At 76.1% G+C, this 21,661-nt stretch carries 20 protein-coding genes; 15 read left to right on the top strand and 5 right to left on the bottom strand.

Features of this window, described 5'->3' with window-relative positions; all coding sequences use genetic code 11:
- The 10 genes from BLQ97_RS05225 to BLQ97_RS05180 form a co-directional block, all read left to right on the top strand.
- Positions 1 to 422: methyl-accepting chemotaxis protein (locus tag BLQ97_RS05225; protein WP_245691832.1), on the top strand; the 422-nt coding region annotated here is incomplete at its 5' end.
- 153 nt (positions 423 to 575) lie between these two features.
- Positions 576 to 2,957: a chemotaxis protein CheA gene (locus tag BLQ97_RS05220; protein ID WP_091363716.1), complete on the top strand. Its 2,382-nt coding sequence runs from the start codon at positions 576 to 578 to the stop codon at positions 2,955 to 2,957.
- Between the two features lies 1 nt (position 2,958).
- Entirely contained in the window at positions 2,959 to 3,411 is a 453-nt protein-coding gene (locus tag BLQ97_RS05215; protein ID WP_175471586.1) for a chemotaxis protein CheW, read from the top strand.
- 190 nt (positions 3,412 to 3,601) lie between these two features.
- Entirely contained in the window at positions 3,602 to 4,501 is a 900-nt protein-coding gene (locus BLQ97_RS05210) for a hypothetical protein (RefSeq protein WP_091363714.1), read from the top strand.
- A 267-nt stretch (positions 4,502 to 4,768) separates the two neighbouring features.
- Positions 4,769 to 5,887 carry a protein-glutamate methylesterase/protein-glutamine glutaminase gene (locus BLQ97_RS05205; RefSeq protein WP_091363711.1) on the top strand — a complete coding sequence of 373 codons (1,119 nt, stop codon included), beginning with the start codon at positions 4,769 to 4,771 and terminating at the stop codon, positions 5,885 to 5,887.
- Complete coding sequence (locus tag BLQ97_RS05200; RefSeq protein WP_091363708.1) at positions 5,884 to 6,708, top strand: CheR family methyltransferase; 825 nt, start codon at positions 5,884 to 5,886, stop codon at positions 6,706 to 6,708. Before BLQ97_RS05205 ends, BLQ97_RS05200 begins: the two co-directional genes overlap by 4 nt.
- Positions 6,705 to 7,094, top strand: coding sequence for a response regulator (locus BLQ97_RS05195; RefSeq protein ID WP_280139248.1), 390 nt, complete (start codon positions 6,705 to 6,707; stop codon positions 7,092 to 7,094). Before BLQ97_RS05200 ends, BLQ97_RS05195 begins: the two co-directional genes overlap by 4 nt.
- Positions 7,091 to 7,615 carry a chemotaxis protein CheX gene (locus tag BLQ97_RS05190; RefSeq protein ID WP_245691830.1) on the top strand — a complete coding sequence of 175 codons (525 nt, stop codon included), beginning with the start codon at positions 7,091 to 7,093 and terminating at the stop codon, positions 7,613 to 7,615. Before BLQ97_RS05195 ends, BLQ97_RS05190 begins: the two co-directional genes overlap by 4 nt.
- On the top strand, positions 7,612 to 7,974 hold the full coding sequence (locus tag BLQ97_RS05185) for a response regulator (protein ID WP_091363706.1): 363 nt from the start codon (positions 7,612 to 7,614) through the stop codon (positions 7,972 to 7,974). Before BLQ97_RS05190 ends, BLQ97_RS05185 begins: the two co-directional genes overlap by 4 nt.
- Positions 7,971 to 8,462 (top strand): hypothetical protein, encoded by a 492-nt coding sequence (locus BLQ97_RS05180; RefSeq protein WP_091363703.1) that lies wholly within the window; start codon positions 7,971 to 7,973, stop codon positions 8,460 to 8,462. Before BLQ97_RS05185 ends, BLQ97_RS05180 begins: the two co-directional genes overlap by 4 nt.
- 187 nt (positions 8,463 to 8,649) lie before the next feature.
- Here the strand turns inward: BLQ97_RS05180 and BLQ97_RS05175 are convergent, their stop codons facing one another.
- On the bottom strand, positions 8,650 to 9,105 hold the full coding sequence (locus tag BLQ97_RS05175) for an ATP-binding protein (RefSeq protein ID WP_091363701.1): 456 nt from the start codon (positions 9,103 to 9,105) through the stop codon (positions 8,650 to 8,652).
- Between the two features lie 175 nt (positions 9,106 to 9,280).
- Between BLQ97_RS05175 and BLQ97_RS05170 the strand changes: the two genes are divergently transcribed.
- Complete coding sequence (locus tag BLQ97_RS05170; RefSeq protein ID WP_175471585.1) at positions 9,281 to 11,110, top strand: SpoIIE family protein phosphatase; 1,830 nt, start codon at positions 9,281 to 9,283, stop codon at positions 11,108 to 11,110.
- Here the strand turns inward: BLQ97_RS05170 and BLQ97_RS05165 are convergent.
- The 4 genes from BLQ97_RS05165 to BLQ97_RS05150 all read right to left on the bottom strand — a co-directional run bounded on the left by BLQ97_RS05165 (position 11,107) and on the right by BLQ97_RS05150 (position 14,836).
- The gene (locus tag BLQ97_RS05165) at positions 11,107 to 12,030 is read right to left on the bottom strand and encodes an alpha/beta fold hydrolase (protein WP_091363696.1); all 924 of its coding nucleotides are present in this window, start codon (positions 12,028 to 12,030) and stop codon (positions 11,107 to 11,109) included. The two genes, BLQ97_RS05170 and BLQ97_RS05165, sit on opposite strands and share 4 nt — an antisense overlap.
- Before the next feature lie 17 nt (positions 12,031 to 12,047).
- On the bottom strand, positions 12,048 to 12,815 hold the full coding sequence (locus BLQ97_RS05160; RefSeq protein WP_091363694.1) for a ZIP family metal transporter: 768 nt from the start codon (positions 12,813 to 12,815) through the stop codon (positions 12,048 to 12,050).
- A 188-nt stretch (positions 12,816 to 13,003) separates the two neighbouring features.
- On the bottom strand, positions 13,004 to 14,191 hold the full coding sequence (locus BLQ97_RS05155) for an ATP-binding protein (RefSeq protein ID WP_091363692.1): 1,188 nt from the start codon (positions 14,189 to 14,191) through the stop codon (positions 13,004 to 13,006).
- A gap of 54 nt (positions 14,192 to 14,245) precedes the next feature.
- Positions 14,246 to 14,836, bottom strand: a complete 591-nt coding sequence (locus tag BLQ97_RS05150) for a TetR/AcrR family transcriptional regulator (RefSeq protein WP_091363688.1) — start codon at positions 14,834 to 14,836, stop codon at positions 14,246 to 14,248.
- A 73-nt stretch (positions 14,837 to 14,909) separates the two neighbouring features.
- Here BLQ97_RS05150 and BLQ97_RS05145 point away from each other — a divergent pair, with 73 nt between their 5' ends.
- The 4 genes from BLQ97_RS05145 to BLQ97_RS05130 all read left to right on the top strand — a co-directional run bounded on the left by BLQ97_RS05145 (position 14,910) and on the right by BLQ97_RS05130 (position 21,533).
- A complete protein-coding gene (locus BLQ97_RS05145; RefSeq protein ID WP_091363686.1) occupies positions 14,910 to 15,659 on the top strand; it encodes a GAP family protein in 750 nt (249 codons plus the stop codon).
- A 50-nt stretch (positions 15,660 to 15,709) separates the two neighbouring features.
- Complete coding sequence (locus BLQ97_RS05140) at positions 15,710 to 16,081, top strand: nuclear transport factor 2 family protein (protein ID WP_217637040.1); 372 nt, start codon at positions 15,710 to 15,712, stop codon at positions 16,079 to 16,081.
- A gap of 92 nt (positions 16,082 to 16,173) precedes the next feature.
- On the top strand, positions 16,174 to 16,542 hold the full coding sequence (locus tag BLQ97_RS05135) for a phage holin family protein (RefSeq protein ID WP_091363684.1): 369 nt from the start codon (positions 16,174 to 16,176) through the stop codon (positions 16,540 to 16,542).
- Between the two features lie 80 nt (positions 16,543 to 16,622).
- The gene (locus tag BLQ97_RS05130; protein WP_091363682.1) at positions 16,623 to 21,533 is read left to right on the top strand and encodes an NAD-glutamate dehydrogenase; all 4,911 of its coding nucleotides are present in this window, start codon (positions 16,623 to 16,625) and stop codon (positions 21,531 to 21,533) included.
- Positions 21,534 to 21,661 lie beyond the last annotated feature (128 nt).

Here is a 21,661-nt window from a genome sequence, read left to right as displayed (position 1 = left end):
AGGCCGCCCGAGCGGGTGAGGCCGGTAAGGGCTTCGCGGTGGTGGCCAACGAGGTCAAGGAGCTGGCGCAGGAGACGGCCAAGGCGACCGAGGACATCGCCCGCCGGGTGCAGGCCATCCAGGCCGACACCGGCGCCGCGGTCGGCGCGATCGGGGAGATCTCCCAGATCGTCGCCCAGATCAGCGACCGGCAGACCACCATCGCCTCCGCGGTGGAGGAGCAGACGGCGACGACGAACGAGATGAGCCGTTCGGTGCAGGAGGCCGCCCAGGGGTCGGGGCAGATCGCGGACAACATCTCCGGGGTCTCCACCGCCGCGGACTCCACCACCCAGGCGCTGACCCAGACCCGCACCGCGGTCGACGAGCTCGCCCGGATGGCCGCCGACCTGCGCACCAGCGTCGCGCGCTTCACCTACTAGGAGGCCGCCGGCCGACGGTCGGCTCCGGGCGCGCGACTGCCGATGACAGATCCCGACGACCGACGCCGCCCGGGGTTCGCCTCAACACGGACCGGGCCGGCGTCGAAGACCCAGCGGGGTGCCCCACCCCGGACAGCGAGAGAGAAGGCAGCGGTGGACGGTCTGGACGACATCGTCGAGGAGTTCCTCGTCGAGAGCCACGAGAACCTCGACCAGCTCGACACGGACCTGGTGGCCCTGGAGCAGGAGCCGGACTCGCGGGAGCGGCTCTCGAGCATCTTCCGCACGATCCACACCATCAAGGGCACCAGCGGCTTCCTGGCCTTCAACCGGCTGGAGGAGGTCACCCACGTCGGGGAGAACATGCTCTCCCGGCTGCGGGACGGCGTGCTGTCCCTGACCCCCGAGCGCACCAGCGTGCTGCTGCGCATGGTCGACACCGTGCGCTCGCTGCTGACCGCCATCGAGACCACCGGTGGCGAGGGCGCGGTCGACGTCTCCGCCGTGGTGGCCGCCATCAGCGCCGCCATGGAGGACACCCCGGTGCCCGCCCCGGCACCGGCGACGCCCGCGCCGGCGCCCGTCGCCGCCGCGGCCGTGGTCCGGGCCGCCGAGACGGTCGTCGCCGAGGTCGCCGTCGGGTCCGTGGCCGGGTCGGCCGACGACGCGCACGGGGACGTCGCCGACGAGGCCCACGACGAGGCCCACGACGAGGCGCACGACGAGGCGCACGACGAGGCCCACGAGGACGGCCACGACGAGGACGTCCCGGGCGAGGCGGCCGCCGCCGGTGCGCCCGCCACCGGGGCGGCCCGGCCCGAGGCGCAGGGCGGTGCGCAGCGCCGCGCCGTCGCCGACTCGACCATCCGCGTCGACGTCGACCTGCTCGACTCCCTCATGCTGCTGGTCGGCGAGCTGGTGCTGACCCGCAACCAGATCGTCCAGTACGTCGGCCGCTCCACCGACACCGACCTGGTGCGCGCCTCGCAGCGGCTCAACCTGATCGCCAGCGAGCTGCAGGAGGGCGTCATGAAGACGCGCATGCAGCCGATCGACCACATCTGGTCCAAGCTGCCGCGCGTCGTCCGCGACCTCGGCATCCAGTGCGGCAAGACCGTGCGCCTGGAGATGGAGGGCAAGGACACCGAGCTCGACAAGACGCTGCTCGAGGCGGTCAAGGACCCGCTGACCCACCTGGTCCGCAACGGCGTCGACCACGGCATCGAGTCCCCCGACCGCCGCCGCGCCGCGGGCAAGCCCGCCGAGGGCTGCCTCACCCTGCGCGCCCGGCACGAGAGCGGCCAGGTCGTGGTCGAGGTCGCCGACGACGGCGCCGGCATCGACCCGGTGAAGCTCGGCGCGAAGGCCGTCGAGCGCGGCCTGGTCACCGCCGAGCAGCTGGCCCGGATGGGCCCGCAGGACGTCCTGCAGATGATCTTCCTGCCGGGCTTCTCGACGGCCGCGGCGGTCACCAACGTCTCCGGCCGCGGCGTCGGCATGGACGTCGTCAAGACCAACATCGAGGCCATCGGCGGCACCATCGAGGTCGAGTCCGAGCCCGGCCGCGGCACCGTCTGCCGGCTGCGCATCCCGCTGACCCTGGCCATCGTCCCGGCGCTGACCGTCGAGTGCGCCGGCGACCGCTACGCCATCCCGCAGATCAGCCTGCAGGAGCTGGTCAGCCTGGACGCCGAGAAGGCCGCCAACGCCGTCGAGGAGGTCGGCGGGGCGCCGGTCTACCGGCTGCGCGGCGAGCTGCTGCCGCTGGTCCGGCTCACCGACGTCCTCGGGCTGACCTCCGACCGGCACGACGGCCACGTGGTCATCGCGGTGCTGCGCTCCGAGGGCCGGCGCTTCGGCCTGGTCGTCGACCGGGTCATCAACACCGAGGAGATCGTGGTCAAGGCCGTCGGCGGCCAGCTCAAGGCGATCGGCCTCTACTCCGGCGCCACCGTCCTCGGCGACGGCACCGTGGCCCTCATCCTCGACGTGCAGGCCCTCGCCCGCCGCGCGCTGCGGACCGAGACCGCCGAGCGGCAGGAGTCCCGCGAGGCGGCGGCCGCCCGCAGCATCGCCGCGGAGGGCGAGCGGCAGCGGATGCTGCTGGCCGCCATCGGCGAGGGCCGGCGCGTGGCCATCCCGCTGGACACCGTCACCCGCCTGGAGCAGGTGCGCACCGAGTCCGTGGAGCGGGTGGGCAACCGGGAGGTCGTGCAGTACCGCGGCGCGATCCTGCCGATCGTCCGGCTCGACCGGCACCTGGGCGCCTACGGCACCAGCGACCGCGAGGTCCTCGAGGTGATCGTCTACAGCGACCACGGCCGCAGCGTGGCGATCGTCGTGGAGGAGATCCTCGACATCGTCGACGGCGGCGCCGCCGTCCGCAGCGACATCGACGACCTCGGCCTGCTCGGCTCCGCCGTCCTCGGCGACAAGGTCACCGAGCTGCTCGACGTCCGCGCGGCGATCCTCGCGGCCGACCCGGCGTTCTACGCCACCGACCACACCCCCGCGTCCTCGCTGCTGGAGGTCTGACGTGACGACCGCGACCGACACCCCCGCCCGCGCCACCAGCGGCCAGCTGGCCACCTTCCGGCTCGACGGCGACCTCTACGGCGTCGAGGTCGAGCACGTGCAGGAGGTGCTGCGCAGCCAGGGGCTGACCCGGGTGCCGCTGGCGCCGCCGGCCGTGGCCGGCCTGATCAACCTGCGCGGCCAGGTGGTCACCGCCATCGAGCTGCGCGAGCGGCTGGGCCGACCGCCGCGGCCGGCCGGCACCGACGCCGTCGTCATCGTCGTCCGCCTGCACGGGGAGGCGGTGAGCCTGCTCGTGGACTCCATCGCCGACGTCGTCGACGTCGACGCCGACGACTTCGAGACGCCGCCGGACACCCTCGACGGGCAGGCCCGCGAGCTCATCCGCGGCGCCTACAAGCTCGACGGGAAGCTGCTGCTCGCCCTCGACGTGCAGAAGGCCGTCGGCGCGTAGCGGGACGACTCCTGCGAGCCGACCTCCGGTGACCCAGCGTCACTGGAGCACCACCTGACGGCGCCCGACACGCGGCCGTCACCCTCCGCCCCTCCGGCGATCGGGTGACGGCCGCGTGGCGTTGCGCCGGGACCGCCCCCAGCATGGACGGACCGCCCTCTTCCCGGGCGGTGCCGTCGGAGGGGGAGACGTGCCGTACTCGCTGGTCAGCGCCGCGACGCTGGGGTTCGACCTGGTCCGCCTGCCCGCCGGACGCGCCGTCGCCGACGTGCTGCTCACCGGCCTCGTCGCCGGTCCCCGGGAGGCCGGCGCACTCGCCCGCGCCGCCCGCACGCACGGCGCCGACCGCGAGCAGCGCACCGTGCTCGCCGTCCGCGCGCGGCGGGCCCGGGAGCTCGCCGCCGCCGTCCCGCAGCTGCGGTCGGTGACCCCCGGGACGGGCGAGGACCGCACCGCCGTGCTCGTCGCCCAGCTGGAGCGGGGCACCATCGGCAGCACCGCCGCGCTGGAGCGGCTGCTGCGCGAGGACGTCCTCGGTCCCGAGCACCCCGGCCTGGTGCGGGTCCCCACCGACACCCGCGAGCAGGCCGCCGACGTCCTCGCCGACGCCGCGGTGGGCGCCTGGGCCGCCGACGTGCTGCCGCCGCTGGTCCGCCGCGAGCTGGTGCTGCCCTTCACCGGTGTGGTCCGCGACGCGGCCACCCGCGGCGCGGACGCCGACCTCGGCCCGGCCACGCCCGAGCTGCGCTCCGTGCTCGCCGTCGTCGGCGCGTTCGACGCGCGGGGCCGCGAGCGCTGGCGGGCCGCCGTCGAGGACGTCCGCGCCGGGCAGCGCCCCTGGGCCGCCGCGATGCACGAGGCCTCCTGGGCCGCCCACGTCGCCGGCCGCACCCGGACGCTGGCCACCGCCCAGCTGCTCGCCGTCCGCGCGTTCGTCGACGGCGGCTTCTCCGCGCACGACGGCGCCGCGGGCTGCTGGAACGCCCTCGCCGGCGTCGTCCAGGCGATGACCATGGGCGACCTGCTCGGCGAGGACACCACCGGCGTCCTGCGCGCCCCCTGGACCCGGCTCACCGCTCCCCGCCGCTGACGCCGGGCCCGCGCCCTCCCGCGCGGGCCGGGCGGGTCGACATGTGCCCGCCGGGGCCGCGGTCACCCGAGGTTCCGTAACGGTTCCCCCGCCGGGGTCAAGGCCGCCCGCCTCCCGGCCGACAACCTCCCTGTCAGGCAGCGCCGCGCCCGGGGCACACCCGGAGCGCGGCCGACCGGATTGCGCTCAACAGGACGTCACCCGGTGCCGAGACCCGAGGTGCGACCCCGCCCCGGGGTGCAGCGCGCGGCAGCAGCAGGAGGACGTGTGGACCCGATCCGGGTGTTGGTGGTCGACGACTCCGTCGTCGTCCGCAAGATCGTGACCGACGTGCTGTCCGGTGACCCCGGCATCGAGGTCGTCGGCACGGCGGTCAACGGCAAGCTGGCCCTCGGCAAGCTCGAGGCGCTCAAGCCCGACCTGGTCACCATGGACATCGAGATGCCGGAGATGAACGGCATCGAGGCGGTCCGCGCCATCCGCGCCGGCCGCAACCGCGTCCCGATCGTCATGTTCAGCACGCTCACCGAGCGCGGTGCCTCGGCGACGCTGGACGCGCTGTCGGCCGGCGCGAACGACTACGTCACCAAGCCGGCCAACGTCGGCAGCGTCGCGCAGTCGATGGAGAGCGTGCGCGAGCAGCTCATCCCCAAGATCAAGGCCCTCACCGGCCGCCCGGTCACCGGCCTCCCCCGGCCGGTCGCCGCCCCGGTCGCCGCCCGGCCGCCGGCGCCGCGCAGCACGCCGCACAAGGCGCCCGCCGTCCTGGTGATCGGCTCCTCGACCGGCGGTCCCGAGGCGCTGGCCAAGGTGCTGCCCACCCTGCCGGCGAGCCTGCCGGTGCCGGTGCTGCTGACCCAGCACATGCCGCCGGTGTTCACCCGCCAGTTCGCCCAGCGCCTGGACCGGCTGTGCGCCCTGCGCGTGGTCGAGGCCGCCGACGGGACGCCGCTGCTGCCCGGCACCGTGCACCTCGCGCCCGGCGACTTCCACCTCACCGTCCGCGGCACCGGCCGCGGCGCGACCACGATGCTGTCGCAGGGCCCGCCGGAGAACTTCTGCCGGCCCGCCGTCGACCCGCTGTTCCGCTCGGCCGTGGCCGCCTACGACGGCGCCGTGCTGGCCGTGGTGCTCACCGGCATGGGCGCCGACGGCCGCGCCGGGGCCTCCGCGGTCCGCGACGCCGGCGGCACCGTCGTCGTCCAGGACCAGGCCACCTCGGTCGTCTGGGGCATGCCCGGCGCCGTCGCCTCGGCCGGCCTCGCCGACGAGGTGCTGCCCCTGGACCGCGTCGCCGAGGCGATCACCCGCCACCTCGCCCGCGCCACCCCGGTCACCCCGCCGCAGCCCGCCCCCCCGACCCTCGCGACGGGAGCCCGACGATGACGCTCACCGCCACCCGCTTCGACTGGGTGCGCCAGCTGGTGCACCGGGAGAGCGCGATCGTGCTCGCCCCCGGCAAGGAGTACCTGGTCGAGGCCCGGCTGCTGCCGGTGGCCCGCAAGATGGGCCTGACCGACGTCGACCAGCTCGTCGACCAGGTGCGCAGCCGGCCCCGCCCGGACGACACCCGGCAGATCGTCGAGGCGCTCACCACCAACGAGACGTCCTGGTTCCGCGACGGCGACCCGTTCACCGCGCTGACGTCGACCGTGCTGCCGGCGCTGCAGACCGGCCGCGGACCGGCCGAGCGGCTGCAGATCTGGTCGGCGGCCTGCTCCAGCGGGCAGGAGCCCTACACGATCGCGATGCTGCTCGAGGACGCGATGCCCAACGCCGCCTCGCGGGTCGCGATCACCGCCACCGACCTCTCCCGCGAGATGGTCGAGCGCACCCGGGCCGGCCGGTTCACCCAGCTCGAGGTCAACCGCGGGCTGCCGGCGCCGATGCTGGTCCGCCACTTCCAGCGGGCCGGGAGCGAGTGGGAGGTCTCCCCCACGCTGCGCCGGATGGTCAGCGCCCGGGAGTGCAACCTGGCCGCCCCGCTGCCGCGGATGGGCCCGTTCGACGTCGTCTACCTGCGCAACGTGCTCATCTACTTCGACCTGCCCACCAAGCAGGCGATCCTCCGCCGGGTGCGCGAGCTCATGCGCCCCGACGGCTGGCTGTTCCTCGGTGCTGCCGAGACCACTCTCGGCGTCGACGACTCCTGGAGCCGGGTCGTCGTCGGCCGCACCTCCGTCTACCGCCCGCTGAAGGGGGCATGACCGTGCGTGCACTGGTGATCGATGACTCACGCGCCATGAGGCGCATCGTGAGCGGGACCCTCGAGGGGTTCGGCTACGAGACGCGGCAGGCCGGCCACGGCCAGGAGGCGCTCGACGTCCTCCACGGCGGCTGGGTGCCGGAGCTGTGCACCATCGACTGGAACATGCCGGTGATGGACGGCCTGCAGTTCGTCAACGCCGTCCGGGCCAACCCGGCGTGGCGCCCGGTGACGCTGATGATGGTCACCTCCGAGAGCGAGCACGGCCAGATCGTGCGCGCCCTGGCCGCCGGCGCCCACGAGTACGTGATCAAGCCGTTCACCGCCGACGCCATCCGCGACAAGCTGGCGCTGCTCGGCCTGCTCCCGCAGGAGGTCTCGCTGTGACCGACGTCAGCGACGCCGGCCTGCGCCGGCGGGCCACCGACGCGCCGCCGGCCATCGCCGACCTGCTCCACGAGGCCACGGTGTGCGAGATCGCCGAGCAGGCCTGGCTGGCCCTCGTCGGCGAGGACGAGGTGCTCGTCCCGCTGCCGGCCCCGCTGCCGGCCGACGCGCTGAGCTCCTGGGTCGAGATCGTCGGCCCCTGGACCGGCGCGGTCGTGCTCACCTGCGGCCGCGACACCGCCCTCGACCTCACCCGGGCGCTGCTCGGCGGGCACGCGCCCGCGGTGGTCGAGCAGGAGGACGTCCACGACGCCCTCGGCGAGCTCGCCAACGTCGTCGGCGGCAACGTCAAGGCCGTCCTCCCCGGCCCGTCGGTCCTCGGCCTGCCCGAGGTCGGCACCACCCCGCCGTCCGGCCGCGAGGCCGACTCCGTCCGCGTCGCCCTCCTGTGGCGCGGCTCCCCCCTCACCGTCCGCGTGCAGTCCGTGCTCGCCGAGCGAGAGAACGAGGTGCCCCTGTGAAGATCCTGGTCGCCGACGACAGCCGCGTGATGCGGCAGATCGTCATCCGCACCCTGCGGCAGGCCGGCTACGACGACCACGACATCGTCGAGGCCGAGGACGGCCGCGACGCCTACGAGAAGGTGCGCTCGGAGGGTCCCGACCTGGTCCTGTCCGACTGGAACATGCCGAACATGACCGGCCTGGAGTGCCTGCAGGCGCTGCGCGGCTCGGGCTCGACCGTCCCGTTCGGGTTCGTCACCTCGGAGGGCTCGGCCGAGATGCGGGAGAAGGCCGCCGACGCCGGCGCGCTGTTCCTCATCGCCAAGCCGTTCACCGCCGACACCTTCACCGAGCACCTCGACGGGGTGCTGGCGTGACCGCGCCGCTGACCGTCGTCCTGCCCGACACCAAGGCCGTCAAGGACATGCTGTCCGGCCTGGTCGGCAAGCCGGTCGGGGTCACCCCCGGCGCTCCCGTGACGCCGACGGAGAAGGACCCCGTCTCGGTCGCCGTCTACGTCAGCCCGACGATGGCGGTCAACGCGCTGTGCGTCATGGACCTGCCGCTGGCGGCCTGGACCGCCGGCGCGCTGGCCCTGCTGCCGCCCGGCGGCGTGCAGGACGCCGTCGAGGAGGACGGCGAGCTGACGGCGATGCTCGTCGAGGCGCTGCACGAGGTCGTCAACGTGCTGTCGGCGCTGTTCAACGTGCCCGGTGCCCCGCACTCGAAGCTGCACGCGTCCTACGCGCCCGGCGACGACCTGCCCGGGGACGTCGCGGGCATGCTCGCCGCCTTCAACCGGCTCGACCTCGCCGTCGAGGTCCCCGGCTACGGCAAGGGCCGCCTCTCCCTCGTCGTGCCCTGAGAAAGGGCCTCCCTGCCCCCCACGCCTCGCTCCGCTCGGCGCGGGCCCCTGCAGGCAGGCCGTTCCAGCACGTCACCATCGCCCCGGGGCGGCGCCGGGACAGCTGTCCCCGCCGCCCCGGGCGCACCACCCAGCAGCCGCTCCGGCCACCGGCCGGGGCGGCTGCGGTGCGTCCGGGCCGCCCCGGTCAGGCGGGCGCCGCCGCGTGCTCGTCGAGCGCCGAGGGCAGGCAGGCCCACACGTGCTTGCACCCGTCGTCGACGTACCAGCCGTGCGCGACCGACAGCCGGGCCACCAGGTAGAGGCCGAGGCCCCCCTGGGACGGGTCCCGGTCGACGGCCGGCGCCGGCATGGTGTCGGGGTCGCGGTCGCTGACGTCGAGCAGCCAGCCGCCCGTCCCCGCGACCACGGTGGCCACGACCGGGCACAGCCCGTGCCGCAGCGCGTTGGAGGCCAGCTCGTCGAAGGCCAGGACCAGGCGGTCGGTCGCCGGGTCCTCGTGCTGGGGGAAGCCGATCGAGCCGAGGTGGTCCCGCAGGCCGGCGCGTGCGGCGGGCAGCTCGGCGATCCCGCCGAGGTCCCAGCGCCACAGCTCACCGCGGCCGTCCGGCAGCGGCCGCAGCGGCCACGTCAGTCGCCCCATGTCCTCTCTCCGTCACCGTCCTGTTTCTCGGACCCCGAGGGGGTGCCCACCCGACCCGGCGCCCAACCGTGCGCTGCCCCGCGATGCGGACGGACCCGGACCGGATGACCCGCCGGCGTGCCGTCGGCCCGCCGCGACGCGGGGCCCCGCCGGCCGTGCGGCAGCATGGGGTCCCATGACCCCGGACGGCGCCGCCCAGCCGCCCCACGAGCTGCTCGCGCAGGCCGTCGAGGGCATGGACCGGCCGCTGTTCGTGCTCGACGGGGACTGGCGGTTCCGCTACATCAACCCCGCCGGTGCGGCCGCGCTCGAGCGCACGGTCCCGGAGCTCGCCGGCCGGGTCGTCTGGGACGCGTTCCCGGAGGCCGTCGGCGGCCCCTTCGACCTGCTGTACCGCCGGGTCCGCGACACCGGGCTGTCCGGGTCGACCGAGGCCTGGTTCGCCCCGCTGGGCAGGTGGTTCCGCGCCGACGCCTTCCTCACGCCCGCCGGCCTGGTCGTCACCTACGACGACGTCACGCTCCGGCACCGGGTGGAGGAGGAGCGCGCGGCGGCCGTCGTCGCCCGGGAGGAGGCGGCCGCGCGCGCCGCCGAGGCCGCCGCCCGGGCCGAGACGGCGGCCCGGCACCTGGTGCTGCTCGGTGACATCAGCCAGGCGATGACCGCGACCACCGACGTCGACGAGGCCGTCGCCCGGCTGGCCGGGCTCGTCGTGCCGCTGCTGGCCGACTGGTGCCTGGTCAGCGTGGTCGACCCCGACGGCAGCCGCCGCGACGTCGGCCGGGCGCACCGCGACCCGGCCATGGTCGAGGTCATGCACCGCTACGCCGACCTGCGGGTGCGCACCAACCGGCCCAGCGCGCCGGTGCCGACGGCGCTGGCCAGCGGCCGCCCGGTGGTCATCCCGCACCTCACCGACGCCGACGTGCTCGCCATGACCGCCGACGAGGCCAGCCGGGCCGCCCTCGCGCCGCTGCGGCCCTCCGCGGTGGCCACCTTCCCGCTGCTCGCCCGCGGGGAGCTCTTCGGCGCGTTCACGCTCGTCAACGGCCCCGGCCGCGGCCCGCACACCGACGACGAGCTGCGCACCGCCGAGATCGCCTCCCGCCGGGCGGCGCTGGCGCTGGACAACGCCCGCCTGGCCAGCGCCGCCGCGCAGGTGGCCGAGCGGATGCAGCACAGCCTGCTCTCCCCGCCCGTGCAGCCCGACCACCTCGAGCTCGCCGTCCGCTACCGGCCGGCCACCCGCGGGGTCTCCATCGGCGGCGACTGGTACGACGCGTTCCTCCAGCCCGACGGCGACACCGTGCTGGTCATCGGCGACGTGATGGGCCACGACATCGAGGCCGCCGCGGCGATGGGCCAGGTCAAGACGCTCGTGCGCGGCATCGCCTTCGACCGTCTCGAGGAGCCCGCCGGGGTGCTGCGCCGGGTCGACCACGCCCTCGTCGGCCTGGCCGTGCCCGCGATGGCCACCGCGCTGGTGTGCCGGGTGGAGCAGGACGAGGCCGACCGGGCGTCCGGGCTGCGCCGGCTGCGGTGGGCCTCGGCCGGCCACCCCGACCCGGTGCTCCTGCTGCCCGACGGCACGGTGCGCGACCTCACCGCACCGGTCGGGCCGCCGCTGGGCATCGGCTGGCACGGTCCGCGCGCCGACGGGCAGGCCGCCGTCCCGGAGGGCGCCACGCTGCTGCTGTTCACCGACGGTCTCTTCGAGCGCCGCGGCGTCCCGCTCGACGAGGGACGGGCGCAGGTGCGCGGGCTGCTGGCGGGGGCCGCGGACCGGCCGCTGCAGCAGCTGTGCGACGAGCTGCTCGAGCAGATGACCGGCGGGGGCGTCGAGGACGACGTCGCGGTGCTCGCCGTCCGGGCGCACCCCCTGCGCGGCGAGCGGCCCCGGGAGGCCGGGCCCGAGGTGGTCCCGCCGGTACCTGGCACCGGTGGCCCCCTCCCGGGTCCCGCCCCGAGCCTGCGAGGGGTGGGGAGGAGGGGGTCCTCTCCCTAGCCCCGGGCGGCCGCCGCCCGCACCGCGTCGGCGACGGCGGCGACGCCCTGGTCGGCCCACAGCACGGAGTAGTGGTTGGTGTCGGGCACCTCGCGGGCGGTGATCCCCGACGGCTCCAGGCCCAGGCCGGCCAGCCGGACCTCGTCGTAGAGCCCCGGGACCTGGTCGAGCAGGCCGCGGCGGGCCCACAGCAGCGTCGCGGGCACCGGCAGGTCGGTGGTGGCCTCCAGCACCCGCTCGTTGAGCAGCACGTCGCCGCCGTCGACGCGGACCGCCTCGGGCACGCACGCGCTGCGCAGCGGCGGCCCCCCGGGAGCGAGGTCGCGCGCCAGGTAGGCGGCCACGGCGGGGTCGTCGACCCACGGCCCCACCGCGGGGTGCCGGGCCCAGAACGCCCGGACGGCGGCCACGTCGGGGAACGTCGTCGACAGCCGGTCCAGCGACGGGCCCAGGACGGCGGAGAGCATCGCGTCGACGTCCGCGCCGGGGGGCTGGGGCAGCGCCAGGCCGCCGTCGACGAGCACCAGCCCGTGCACGGCGTCGCGGGCGGCCCCGGCCGCGGCCATCGCGGCCACGAAGGCGCCCATGGAGTGGCCCACCAGCACGGCGGCGTCCGCGCCGGCGTCGCCGTCGGCACCGAAGCGGTCGAGCACGGCGGCGACGTCGGCCACGTGCCGTTCGAGGCCGTAGGGGCCGGGCAGGCCCGCCGAGCCGGCGCGCCCGCGCAGGTCCGGGGCGACCACCTCGAACTCGCCGGCCAGGGCATCCGCGACGCGGGCCCAGGCCATCGCGTTGGCGGTGATCCCGTGGACGAGCACGGCGATGGGGGAGCCGGGGGCGTCGGCCGCCCAGTGCAGGGCCGACAGCTCGCCGCCGTCGACCGGGACGGCGATCTGCCGGGGCTCGCGCAGCTCGGTCACGGACCCACCCTGCCCGCTCACGCGCCGAGCCGCTCGATCGCGAACGCCACGAGGAAGCCGACGGCGGTGATCAGGCCGGTCCACGTGCGGGTGCGCTCGAACGCCTCCGGGATCATCGTGTCGGCGACCATCGTGAGGATCGCGCCGGCCGCCACCGCGGTGATGACGGCGACCACCGACGGCGGCGCGCTTCCCAGGACGGCGTAGCCGAGGAGTGCCGACAGCCCGCTGGCCAGCGCGATGGCGCCCCAGACGCCGAACACGTAGCGCGCCGAGCGGCCGTTGGCCTTCATGCCCGCGGCGCTGGACAGGCCCTCGGGGACGTTGGAGATGAACACCGCGGCCAGCACCGGGGCGCTCACCGACCCGCCGCCCAGCAGGCCCAGCCCCAGCACCACGGACTCGGGGACGCCGTCCAGCAGCGCCCCCACGGCGATGGCCGCGCCGCTGCCGGCCTGCTCGTCCTCGGAGGGCTGCTGCTCGGGCCCCTCACCGCCCGAGCGCTTGCGGTGCCGGGCGCCGCGCCGGGCGAGCACCGCGTTGGCCGCCAGGTAGGCCGCCGCGCCGCCGAGGAAGCCGATCGCGGTCGGTACCAGCCCGCCGGTGTCGGCCGCCTCGGCCACCAGGTCGAACGCGACGGCGGAGAAGAGCACGCCGGCGCCGAAGGCCATGACCGAGGCGATGACGGTGCGCGGCACGCGGACGTACCAGGCGACGAGCGCGCCCAGCACGAGCGCGGCCCCGCCCAACAGCCCCCACAGCCCCGCCTGCAGCACCTCCGGCACAGCTCTCTGCGTTCCCCCGGTTGCGCGCCCCAACCACCGGCGGCCGTGCGCGATGATCAGGTGACCTGATCGTGGCGCGTCCTACCCGACGTCCCACGGTCGGGTAGGACGCCGCACGGTCGGGTGGGACGCCGCACGGTCGGGTGGGGCGCCCGGCGACCAGGCCGCCCGGTCGTCGCGGGGACGCCTCAGTCGGGGTGGTGGAGCAGGTAGCGGCCGAAGTGCGGCACGGTGAAGGCGATCTGGCCGCGCTCGGCGGAGTAGACCAGCCCCTTCTTGATCAGCGAGTCGCGCGCGGGGGACAGCGACGCCGGCTTGCGCCCCAGGGTGGCCGCGACCTCCGCCGTCGCCACCGCCGTCCCCGCCGGTCCGCCGAGCTCGGCCATGGCGTGCATGTACTCGCGCTCGGCGGGCGTGGCCCGGTCGTAGCGGGAGCCGAAGAAGCCGACGGCCAGCTCGGCCTCGGCCACCGGGGCGGCCATCGCGACGTCGGCGGCGGTGACGGGGGAGGCGGCCGCGACGTCCCAGGTGACCTTGCCGTAGGCCTGCACGAAGTAGGGGTAGCCGTCGGCGGCGTCGTAGAGGGCGTCGAGGGCGGCGGGCTCGAAGGTGACCTCCTCCCGCTCGGCCGGGGCCAGCAGTGCCCGGTCGGCGGCCGGCCGGTCGAGCCGGTCGATGCGCAGGTAGCGGAACAGCCGCTCGGAGTAGCTCTTGGACGCCGACAGCACCGCCGGCAGGTGGGGGAGGCCCGCGCCGACGACGATCAGCGGCGCCCCCTGCTGCGACAGCTCGTGGCAGGCCGCGCAGATCGCCGAGACGTCGGCCGGCTGCACGTCCTGCATCTCGTCGACGAACAGCGCGATGCCCTTCCCGACGTCGGCGGCCAGCCCCGCGGCGTCGCTGAGCAGCTCGACCAGGTCGATCTCCATGTCGCCGGAGTCCGCCCGCCCGGTGCCGGCGGGGACGTCGATGCCCGGCTGCCACCGGTCGCGCAGCTTCGCGTCGGCCGGGCTGAGCCGCTGGGCGAACGCCTTGAGCACCCCGAGCACGGCGTCCATCGACTCCTGGTCGGGGTGGCGCAGCTCGCGCAGTGCCATGTGCAGCGCCGAGGACACCGGCCGGCGCAGCGACTGGTCCGGTCGTGCCTCGATCTTCCCGGTGCCCCAGCCGCGGCCGATCGCCGCCGAGCGCAGCTGGTTGAGCAGCACGGTCTTGCCGACGCCGCGCAGCCCGGTGAGCACCAGCGAGCGCTCGGGCCGGCCGCGGGCGATCCGCTCGAGGACGACGTCGAAGGCCGACAGCTCGTCGTCGCGGCCGGCCAGCTCGGGCGGGCGCTGGCCGGCGCCCGGGGCGTAGGGGTTCCGCACGGGGTCCACGTCGAGCACCGTATGGCCCCGTCTAGGCCCGGGGGTAGAGATCGGTAGAGGTGACTAGCGCGTGTCGCGCAGAGCCTCGAGGTGCGCCGCGAGCACCTGCCGCGCGCGGTCGGCCGGCAGCGCGGCCGGCCGGGTCAGCGCGTGGACGGCGAGCCCGTCGAGGACGGCGTACAGCCGCTCGGCCTCCAGGCCGGGGTCCAGGCCGGCCCGCAGGGCGCCGGGCTCGCGCAGCACCAGCGCGCACAGGGCGAGGAGGTCCTCCGCGGAGGCGTCCCGCAGCGCCGCGAGCCGCGGGTCGACCAGCGCGCGGGCGGTCAGTGCCAGCCACACCTCGGTCTCGGCCCGGCGCTCCTCGTCGAGCGGCAGCACCTCCTCCAGCGCGCGCAGCCCGCGGTCGTCGACGGTGTCCGAGGCGGCGAGCACCGCGACCACCCGCGCCCGGGCCCGCTCGGCCACCAGCGTCATGGCGAACCGCAGCAGGTCGTCCTGGGTGGTGAACCAGTGCCGGAGCGACCCCATCGACGTGCCGGCCTCCCGCGCCACGTTGCGCACCGACGCCCCGGGGACGCCGTCGCGCCGGATCACCCGCCACACGGCCTCGCCGAGCTCCCGGCGGCGCTGCTCGGCGTCCACGGTCCTGGGCACGGCGACTTCCTAGCACGACTGTGCTAGTTTCCGCGCAGCAGCACACCTGTGCTGCCACGTGGACGGAGGACCCGTGGACCTCGCGCTCCTGCTCCCCCTGGCCGGACTGGCCCTGGTCGACAGCACCAGCATCGGCACCCTGGTGCTGCCGCTGTGGCTGATGACCGCCCCCGGACGGGTCCGCGCCGGGCGGGTGCTGCTGTTCCTCGGCACGGTCGCCGGCGGCTACCTGCTGCTCGGCGTCGTCCTCGCCCTCGGTGCCGGCGAGCTGCTCGACCCGCTCCGGTCCCTGCTGGCCACCCCCGCGGGCCGGGTCGCCCAGCTCGTCGCCGGCTCGGTCCTGCTCGTCCTCGGCCTGACCGTCGAGCCGTGGACGCGGGCGGGCAAGGAGCGGCGCCGCGCGAGCAGGGAGCGGCGGCGGGCCGCCCGCGGCCCCGGGCGGCTGGGCCGGTGGCGCGACCGCGCCCGCGGGGACGGGCCACCCGGGGCGGTGGTGACCCTCGCCGTCGCCGCGGTGGGGGTCGAGGCGGCGTCGATGGTCCCCTACCTGGCGGCGCTCGCCCTGCTCGCCACCGCGGGCGTCGGGGCCGGGCCGACCGTCGCCGTCCTGGCCGGCTACTGCCTGCTCATGGTGCTGCCCGCGCTCGTGCTGCTGGCCGTCCGCGCCGCCCTCCACGACCGGCTCACCCCCGCCCTCACCCGGTTCGAGGGGTGGCTGTCGCGGAACTCCGGCGAGGCCACGGCCTGGGTGCTGGCCCTCCTCGGCCTGTACCTGGTCGCCGAGGCCCTGCCGCACGTCGTCGACGCCCTGCCCGTCGGGTGACCGTGCGGCAGGGGGTCGCGCCCGGCCGCGGCGAGCCCCAGGCTGGCGCCGTGGAGCAGCAGGTGACCGAGGAGCTGCTGGCCCTGGAGCGGGCCGGCTGGGACGCCCTGTGCGCGGCGACCGGCGCCGACTTCTACGGCGGGGTCATGGCCGACGACGGGCTGATGGTGCTGGCCGACGGGAGCGTGCTCGACCGGCCCACCGTGGTCGCGGCCCTGGGGCAGTCCCCGCCCTGGCACCGCTACGAGCTCACCGACGTCCGCGTCGTGGCCGCCGGGGACGGCGCCGCCGCCCTGGTCTACACCGGCCGGGCCTGGCGGGACGCGGACGGCGATCCGTTCACCGGGGCGATGACCAGCCTCTACGTCCGCGTCGGCGGCCGCTGGCGGCTGGCCCTCTACACCCAGACGCCGGTCCCGTGAGGTCCGTCTGCGGCTGTCTCGCGTGGACGCGAGAGAGCCCTAGACGGCCGCAGACACAGGGTGCTCCCAGGAACCGGCACTAGCGTGACGGCGTGATCAGGTTCGCGCTCAAGGTCGTCGTCATGGCGGTGGCGTTCTACCTCCTCGCCCAGTACCTCCCGGGGATCGACGTCGTCGGCAACCAGGACGCGCCGCTCGGCGTCACCGGCACCTTCCTGTGGGTCGCGCTGCTGTTCGCGGTGGTCAACGCGGTGGTCGGGCCGATCCTGCGGTTCCTGTCCCTCCCGGCGGTGCTGCTGACGCTCGGGCTGTTCCTCCTGGTGGTCAACGCCGCGCTGCTCGGGCTGACGGCCGCGCTGTCCGACCGGCTCGACGTCGACGGCTTCGGCACCGCGGTCGTCGGCGGGCTGGTCCTCGCGGTGGTCGGCTGGCTGGCCGACACCGTCCTCGACCGGGGCTGACGCGCGACACGGGAGGCGCGGCACGCCGGGGGGAGCGGTCGCGGTGACGGGCACCACGCGGCGCACTAGCGTGGGCTGTCGTGGTCAGCACGTCCGAGGCCGGTCCGGTACCCGCACCCCAGGAGAACGGCGCCTCCGACCTGCCGCCGGAGCTGGCCGCCCTGGAGGCGGCCAACGACGAGAAGCGCGCCCTGCTCGCCCGGGCCGCGAGCGCCGCGGCCGGCGACGCGGCCGGCGCCCTGCCCGCGGGCTGCGGGACGGGTGACCTGCCCGCGCTGCTGCAGCGGTACTACTGGAGCGAGCCGGCCGCCGAGGTCCTCGGCCACGAGCCCGCCGACCTCGCGAGCCTGGCGCTGCGCCACCTGCGGGTGGCCGCCGTCCGGCCGCAGGGGTCGGCCACCGTCGCCGTCGAGCGGGTGACCGACGGCCGCGGGCTGCTGCTCGTGGTCACCGACGACATGCCCTTCCTCGTCGACTCGGTCACCGCGGAGGTCGTCCGGCAGGGCGTGGGCCTGCAGCACGTCGTGCACCCGGTGGTCGTCGTCCGCCGCGACGTCACCGGCACGCTGCGCGCCTTCTGCGACAGCGGCCTGACCGACGTGGGCTCGTGCGGCCCCGACGCGCTGGCCGAGTCGTGGATCGCCGCGGTGCTCGACGGCCCGCTGGACGACGAGGCCGCCGGTGACCTGGTGGCCGGCCTGCGGACCGTGCTCGCCGACGTCCGCGCCGTCGACGAGGACGCGCCGCGCACCGCCGCCCGGGCCCTCGAGCTGGCCACCCGCCTGGAGGAGCACGGCAGCGCCGACGTCACCGATCCCGCCGACGACCCCGCCGAGGCCGCCGCGCTGCTGCGCTGGCTGGCCGACGGCAACTTCGTCTTCCTCGGCGGCCGCGACGTCGAGGTCGGGACGGCGGTCCGCGCGGTCCCCGGCAGCGGCCTGGGCGTGCTGCGCAGCGACGCCGCCCCGGCGCTGCCCGAGGCGCCCGGCGCCCTCGGCCCCGCGCTGCTCACGGTGACCAAGGCCGACATCCGCTCCACCGTGCACCGCCGGGCCTGGCTGGACCTCGTGGCGGTCACCCTGCCCGCCGACGGCGACCGCCCGGCGCGCCAGCACCGCCTGGTCGGGCTGTTCCCCACCGCGGCGGCCGCGGCCGGGGTCCGCGACGTCCCGCTGGTGCGCCGCCGCGTCGCCGAGGTGGTCGCCCGCTCCGGCGTGCCGGCCGACAGCCACACCGGCAAGACCCTGGTCGACGTCCTGGAGACCCTCCCGCGCGACGAGCTGTTCCAGGCCTCCTCCGGCGAGCTGCTGCCGGTCGCCCTGTCGGTGCTCTACCTGCAGGAGCGCCGGCTCACCCGGCTGTTCCTGCGCCGCGACCCGTGGGGCCGGTTCTGGTCGGCGCTGGTCTACCTGCCGCGCGACCGGTACACGACCGAGGTCCGGCTGGCCATGCAGCAGCTGCTGCTGTCCCGGCTGGGCGGGCGCGACATCGAGTTCACCGCGCGCTCCACCGAGTCGGTGCTGGCCCGGCTGCACTTCGTCGTCCGGGTGCCGGTCGGCCGCGACGGCGTCCCGACGCCGGGCGGGGTGGACGTCGAGGCGCTGCAGCAGGAGCTCTCCGCCGTCGCCCGCAGCTGGACCGACGACCTCGCCGAGGCCCTCGCCGAGCGCCACGGCGCCGAGGCCGAGCAGGTGCTCGCGCGCGTGGCCGACGCCTTCCCGGCCGCCTACCAGGAGGACTTCCCGGCGGCCACGGCCGTGGAGGACCTCGCCCGCCTCGACGCGCTGGCGCCCGGCGAGCTCGGCCTGCGGCTGCGCCGCCCGCGCGGCGCGGGCGCCGCCGAGCCGCGGCTGACCGTCTACCGGGTGGGGGAGCGGCTGCTGCTGTCCGACGTGCTGCCGGTGCTGCAGCACATGGGTGTCGACGTCGTCGACGAGCGGCCCTACGAGATCGACCGGATCGGCGCCCCGCCGGCCTGGATCTACGACTTCGGGCTCACCGCGCCCGGCGGGGACCTGCCCTTCCCGGGCTCGCTGCCCGAGCGGTTCACCGAGGCGGTCGCCGCGGTGTGGCGCGGCGAGGCCGAGGACGACGGCCTCGGCGCGCTGGTGCTGCTCGCGGGGCTCAACTGGCGCCAGGTGACCGTGGTGCGCGCCTACGTGCAGTGGCTGCGCCAGGCCGGGCTGCCGTTCGGCCAGCGCTACGTCGAGGGGGTGCTGGCCGCGCACCCCGACGTGGTCGCCCGCCTGGTGGCGCTGTTCGAGACCCGCTTCTCCCCGGGCCGCGAGGCCGGCCGGGCCACCCGCCAGCAGGCGCTGGTCGACTCGCTGCGGGAGGCGATCGGGCGGGTGGACTCCCTCGACGCCGACCGGGTGCTCACCAGCCTGCTGGCCGCCGTCACCGCCACCCAGCGCACCACCTACTTCGCCCCCGCGGCCACCCGGCCCGCGCCCCTGGCGATCAAGCTCGACCCGCACGCCGTCCCCGACCTGCCCGAGCCGCGCCCGGCCCGCGAGGTGTTCGTCAGCTCGCCGCGGGTGATGGGCGTGCACCTGCGCTTCGGCGCGGTCGCCCGCGGCGGCCTGCGCTGGTCCGACCGGCGCGAGGACCTCCGCACCGAGGTGCTGGGCCTGGTCAAGGCGCAGATGGTGAAGAACACCGTCATCGTGCCCACCGGCGCCAAGGGCGGCTTCGTCGTCCGCACCCCGCTCCCGGAGGGCGCCTCCCGCGAGGAGGTGCTGGCGGAGGGGCAGGCCTGCTACACGCTCTTCATCGGGGCACTGCTGTCGCTCACCGACGACCTGGTGGGCGGGAAGGTCGTGCCGCCGGAGCGGGTGGTCCGGCACGACGGCGACGACGCCTACCTCGTCGTGGCCGCCGACAAGGGCACGGCGACCTTCTCCGACCTGGCCAACTCCGTCGCGCTCGAGCGCGGCTTCTGGCTCGGGGACGCGTTCGCCTCCGGCGGGTCGGTCGGCTACGACCACAAGGCCATGGGCATCACCGCCCGCGGCGCGTGGGAGTCGGTGACCCGGCACTTCCGCGAGCTCGACGTCGACGTGCAGAGCCAGGAGTTCACCGTCGTCGGCGTCGGCGACATGTCCGGCGACGTGTTCGGCAACGGGATGCTGCTGTCCGAGCACATCCGGCTGGTGGCCGCCTTCGACCACCGCCACGTGTTCGTCGACCCTACCCCCGACGCGGCGACCTCCTTCGCCGAGCGCCGCCGGCTGTTCGACCTGCCGCGCTCGTCGTGGGCCGACTACGACCCCGCGCTGATCAGCCCCGGCGGCGGCGTGTGGCCGCGGACGGCGAAGTCGGTCCCGGTCAGCGAGCCGATGCGCGCCGCGCTGGGCCTGGCCGAGGACGTCGACAGCCTGTCGCCGGTCGAGCTGATCCGGGCGGTGCTGCTCGCGCCGGTGGACCTGCTGTTCAACGGCGGCATCGGCACCTACGTCAAGGCCGCGACCGAGAGCCACCTCGACGTCGGGGACAAGGCCAACGACGCCGTCCGGGTCGACGGCGGGCAGCTGCGCGTGCGCGTGGTGGGGGAGGGCGGCAACCTCGGGCTGACCCAGCGCGGCCGCGTGGAGTACGCGCTGGCCGGCGGCCGGGTGAACACCGACGCGATCGACAACTCCGCCGGCGTGGACACCTCCGACCACGAGGTGAACATCAAGATCGCGCTGAACGGGGTGGTCGAGGCCGGCGAGCTCGACGCCGAGGGCCGCGCCGCGCTGCTGGCCGACATGACCGACGAGGTCGCCGCCGCGGTCCTCACCGACAACCACGCGCAGAACGCCACGCTGGCCACCGAGGTGAGCTCCGCGCGCAGCCTGCTCGACGCCCACGAGCGCTTCCTCCGGCACCTGGAGCGCTCGGGCCGGCTGGCGCGGGCCGTCGAGGCGCTGCCCGACGAGCGGGCGCTGGCCCAGCGGCGGCGCGACGGGCAGGCGCTGACCAGCCCGGAGCTGTCCGTGCTGCTGGCCTACGCCAAGCTCGAGGTCAGCGACGCCGTCCTGGCCTCCGACCTGCCCGACGACCCCGCGCTCGCCGGCCTGCTGACCGACTACTTCCCGCAGGCGCTGCGCGAGCGCTTCCCCGAGGCGGTCGCCGCCCACCCGCTGCGGCGGGAGATCGTGGCCACCGCGCTCACCAACCGGGCGGTCAACACCGCCGGGGTCACCGGGCTGTTCCGGCTGGCCGAGGAGACCGGCGTCGACCTCGTCGGCGTGGTGCGGGCGCACGCGGCGGCGCGCGCGGTGTTCGGCGTCGACCGGCTCTGGGACGCCGTCCGGCCGCTGGACAACCGGGTGCCGGCCCCCGTGCAGGTGGAGCTGCGCACCGAGGCCACCCGGCTGGCCGAGCGGGCCACCCGCTGGCTGCTGCGGCTGCCGGAGCTGGTCGGCGGCGCCGCGGTGCCCGTCGGCCGCGTGACGGACCGGTTCGCCGCACCCGTGGCGGCCGTGCGGGCGGGCCTGCCCGGGTGGCTGCTGGGCGACGAGGCGGCGGCCTACGCCGAGCGGTCGGCGCACCTGCAGCGGGCGGGCGTCCCGGCGGCCCTGGCGGGGGAGGTGGCCGCGGCGCCGCTGCTGCCGGCCGCGCTCGACCTCGCCGTCGTCGCCGAGCGAACCGGCGCGCCGATCGAGCTGGCCGGGCAGGTGGCGCAGGAGCTGGCCGAGCGGCTGGCGCTGGTGCCGCTGCGCGAGCTGGTCATCGCGCTGCCCCGCGACCGGCGCTGGCCGTCGATGGCGCGCGCCTCGCTGCGCGACGACCTCGCCACCGAGCAGGCCGAGCTCACCGCGGAGGTGCTCGCCGGCCGCCGGGGACCGGCCGATGCCGCCGCGCTGGTGGCGGCCTGGGCGGACTCCTGGGACGCCGGTCAGCGCCGCGCCGCGGCCCAGCTCGCCGACCTCGCGGCGGGGGACCGGCACGAGCTGCCCGAGCTGCTGGTCGCCGTCCGGACGCTGCGCGGCCTGCGCCGCCCCTGATCCGACGTCACCCGCGCTGCTTCCTGGGCGCGTCCTGGGCAGTGACTGTGAGGAACCGGTCCGTCGCCTGGAGTCGGTGACGCGGCGTGTCCCGGGAACCGTTCACCGGACGTCCACGCGTCGCACGC

The organism is Geodermatophilus telluris, assembly GCF_900102745.1.
Lineage (GTDB): Bacteria > Actinomycetota > Actinomycetes > Mycobacteriales > Geodermatophilaceae > Geodermatophilus > Geodermatophilus telluris.
The sequence above is the reverse complement of the archived record's forward strand: the minus strand, read 5'-3'. Positions and strand labels throughout refer to the sequence as shown.

What these genes read in the sequence shown, in the direction of transcription:
- BLQ97_RS05200 (WP_091363708.1), top strand. Translation starts at nt 5,884, where the DNA reads ATGACGCTCACCGCCACCCGCTTCGACTGGGTGCGCCAGCTGGTGCAC.
- BLQ97_RS05195 (WP_280139248.1), top strand. Translation starts at nt 6,705, where the DNA reads ATGACCGTGCGTGCACTGGTGATCGATGACTCACGCGCCATGAGGCGC.
- BLQ97_RS05175 (WP_091363701.1), bottom strand. Translation starts at nt 9,105, where the DNA reads ATGGGGCGACTGACGTGGCCGCTGCGGCCGCTGCCGGACGGCCGCGGT.
- BLQ97_RS05170 (WP_175471585.1), top strand. Translation starts at nt 9,281, where the DNA reads ATGACCCCGGACGGCGCCGCCCAGCCGCCCCACGAGCTGCTCGCGCAG.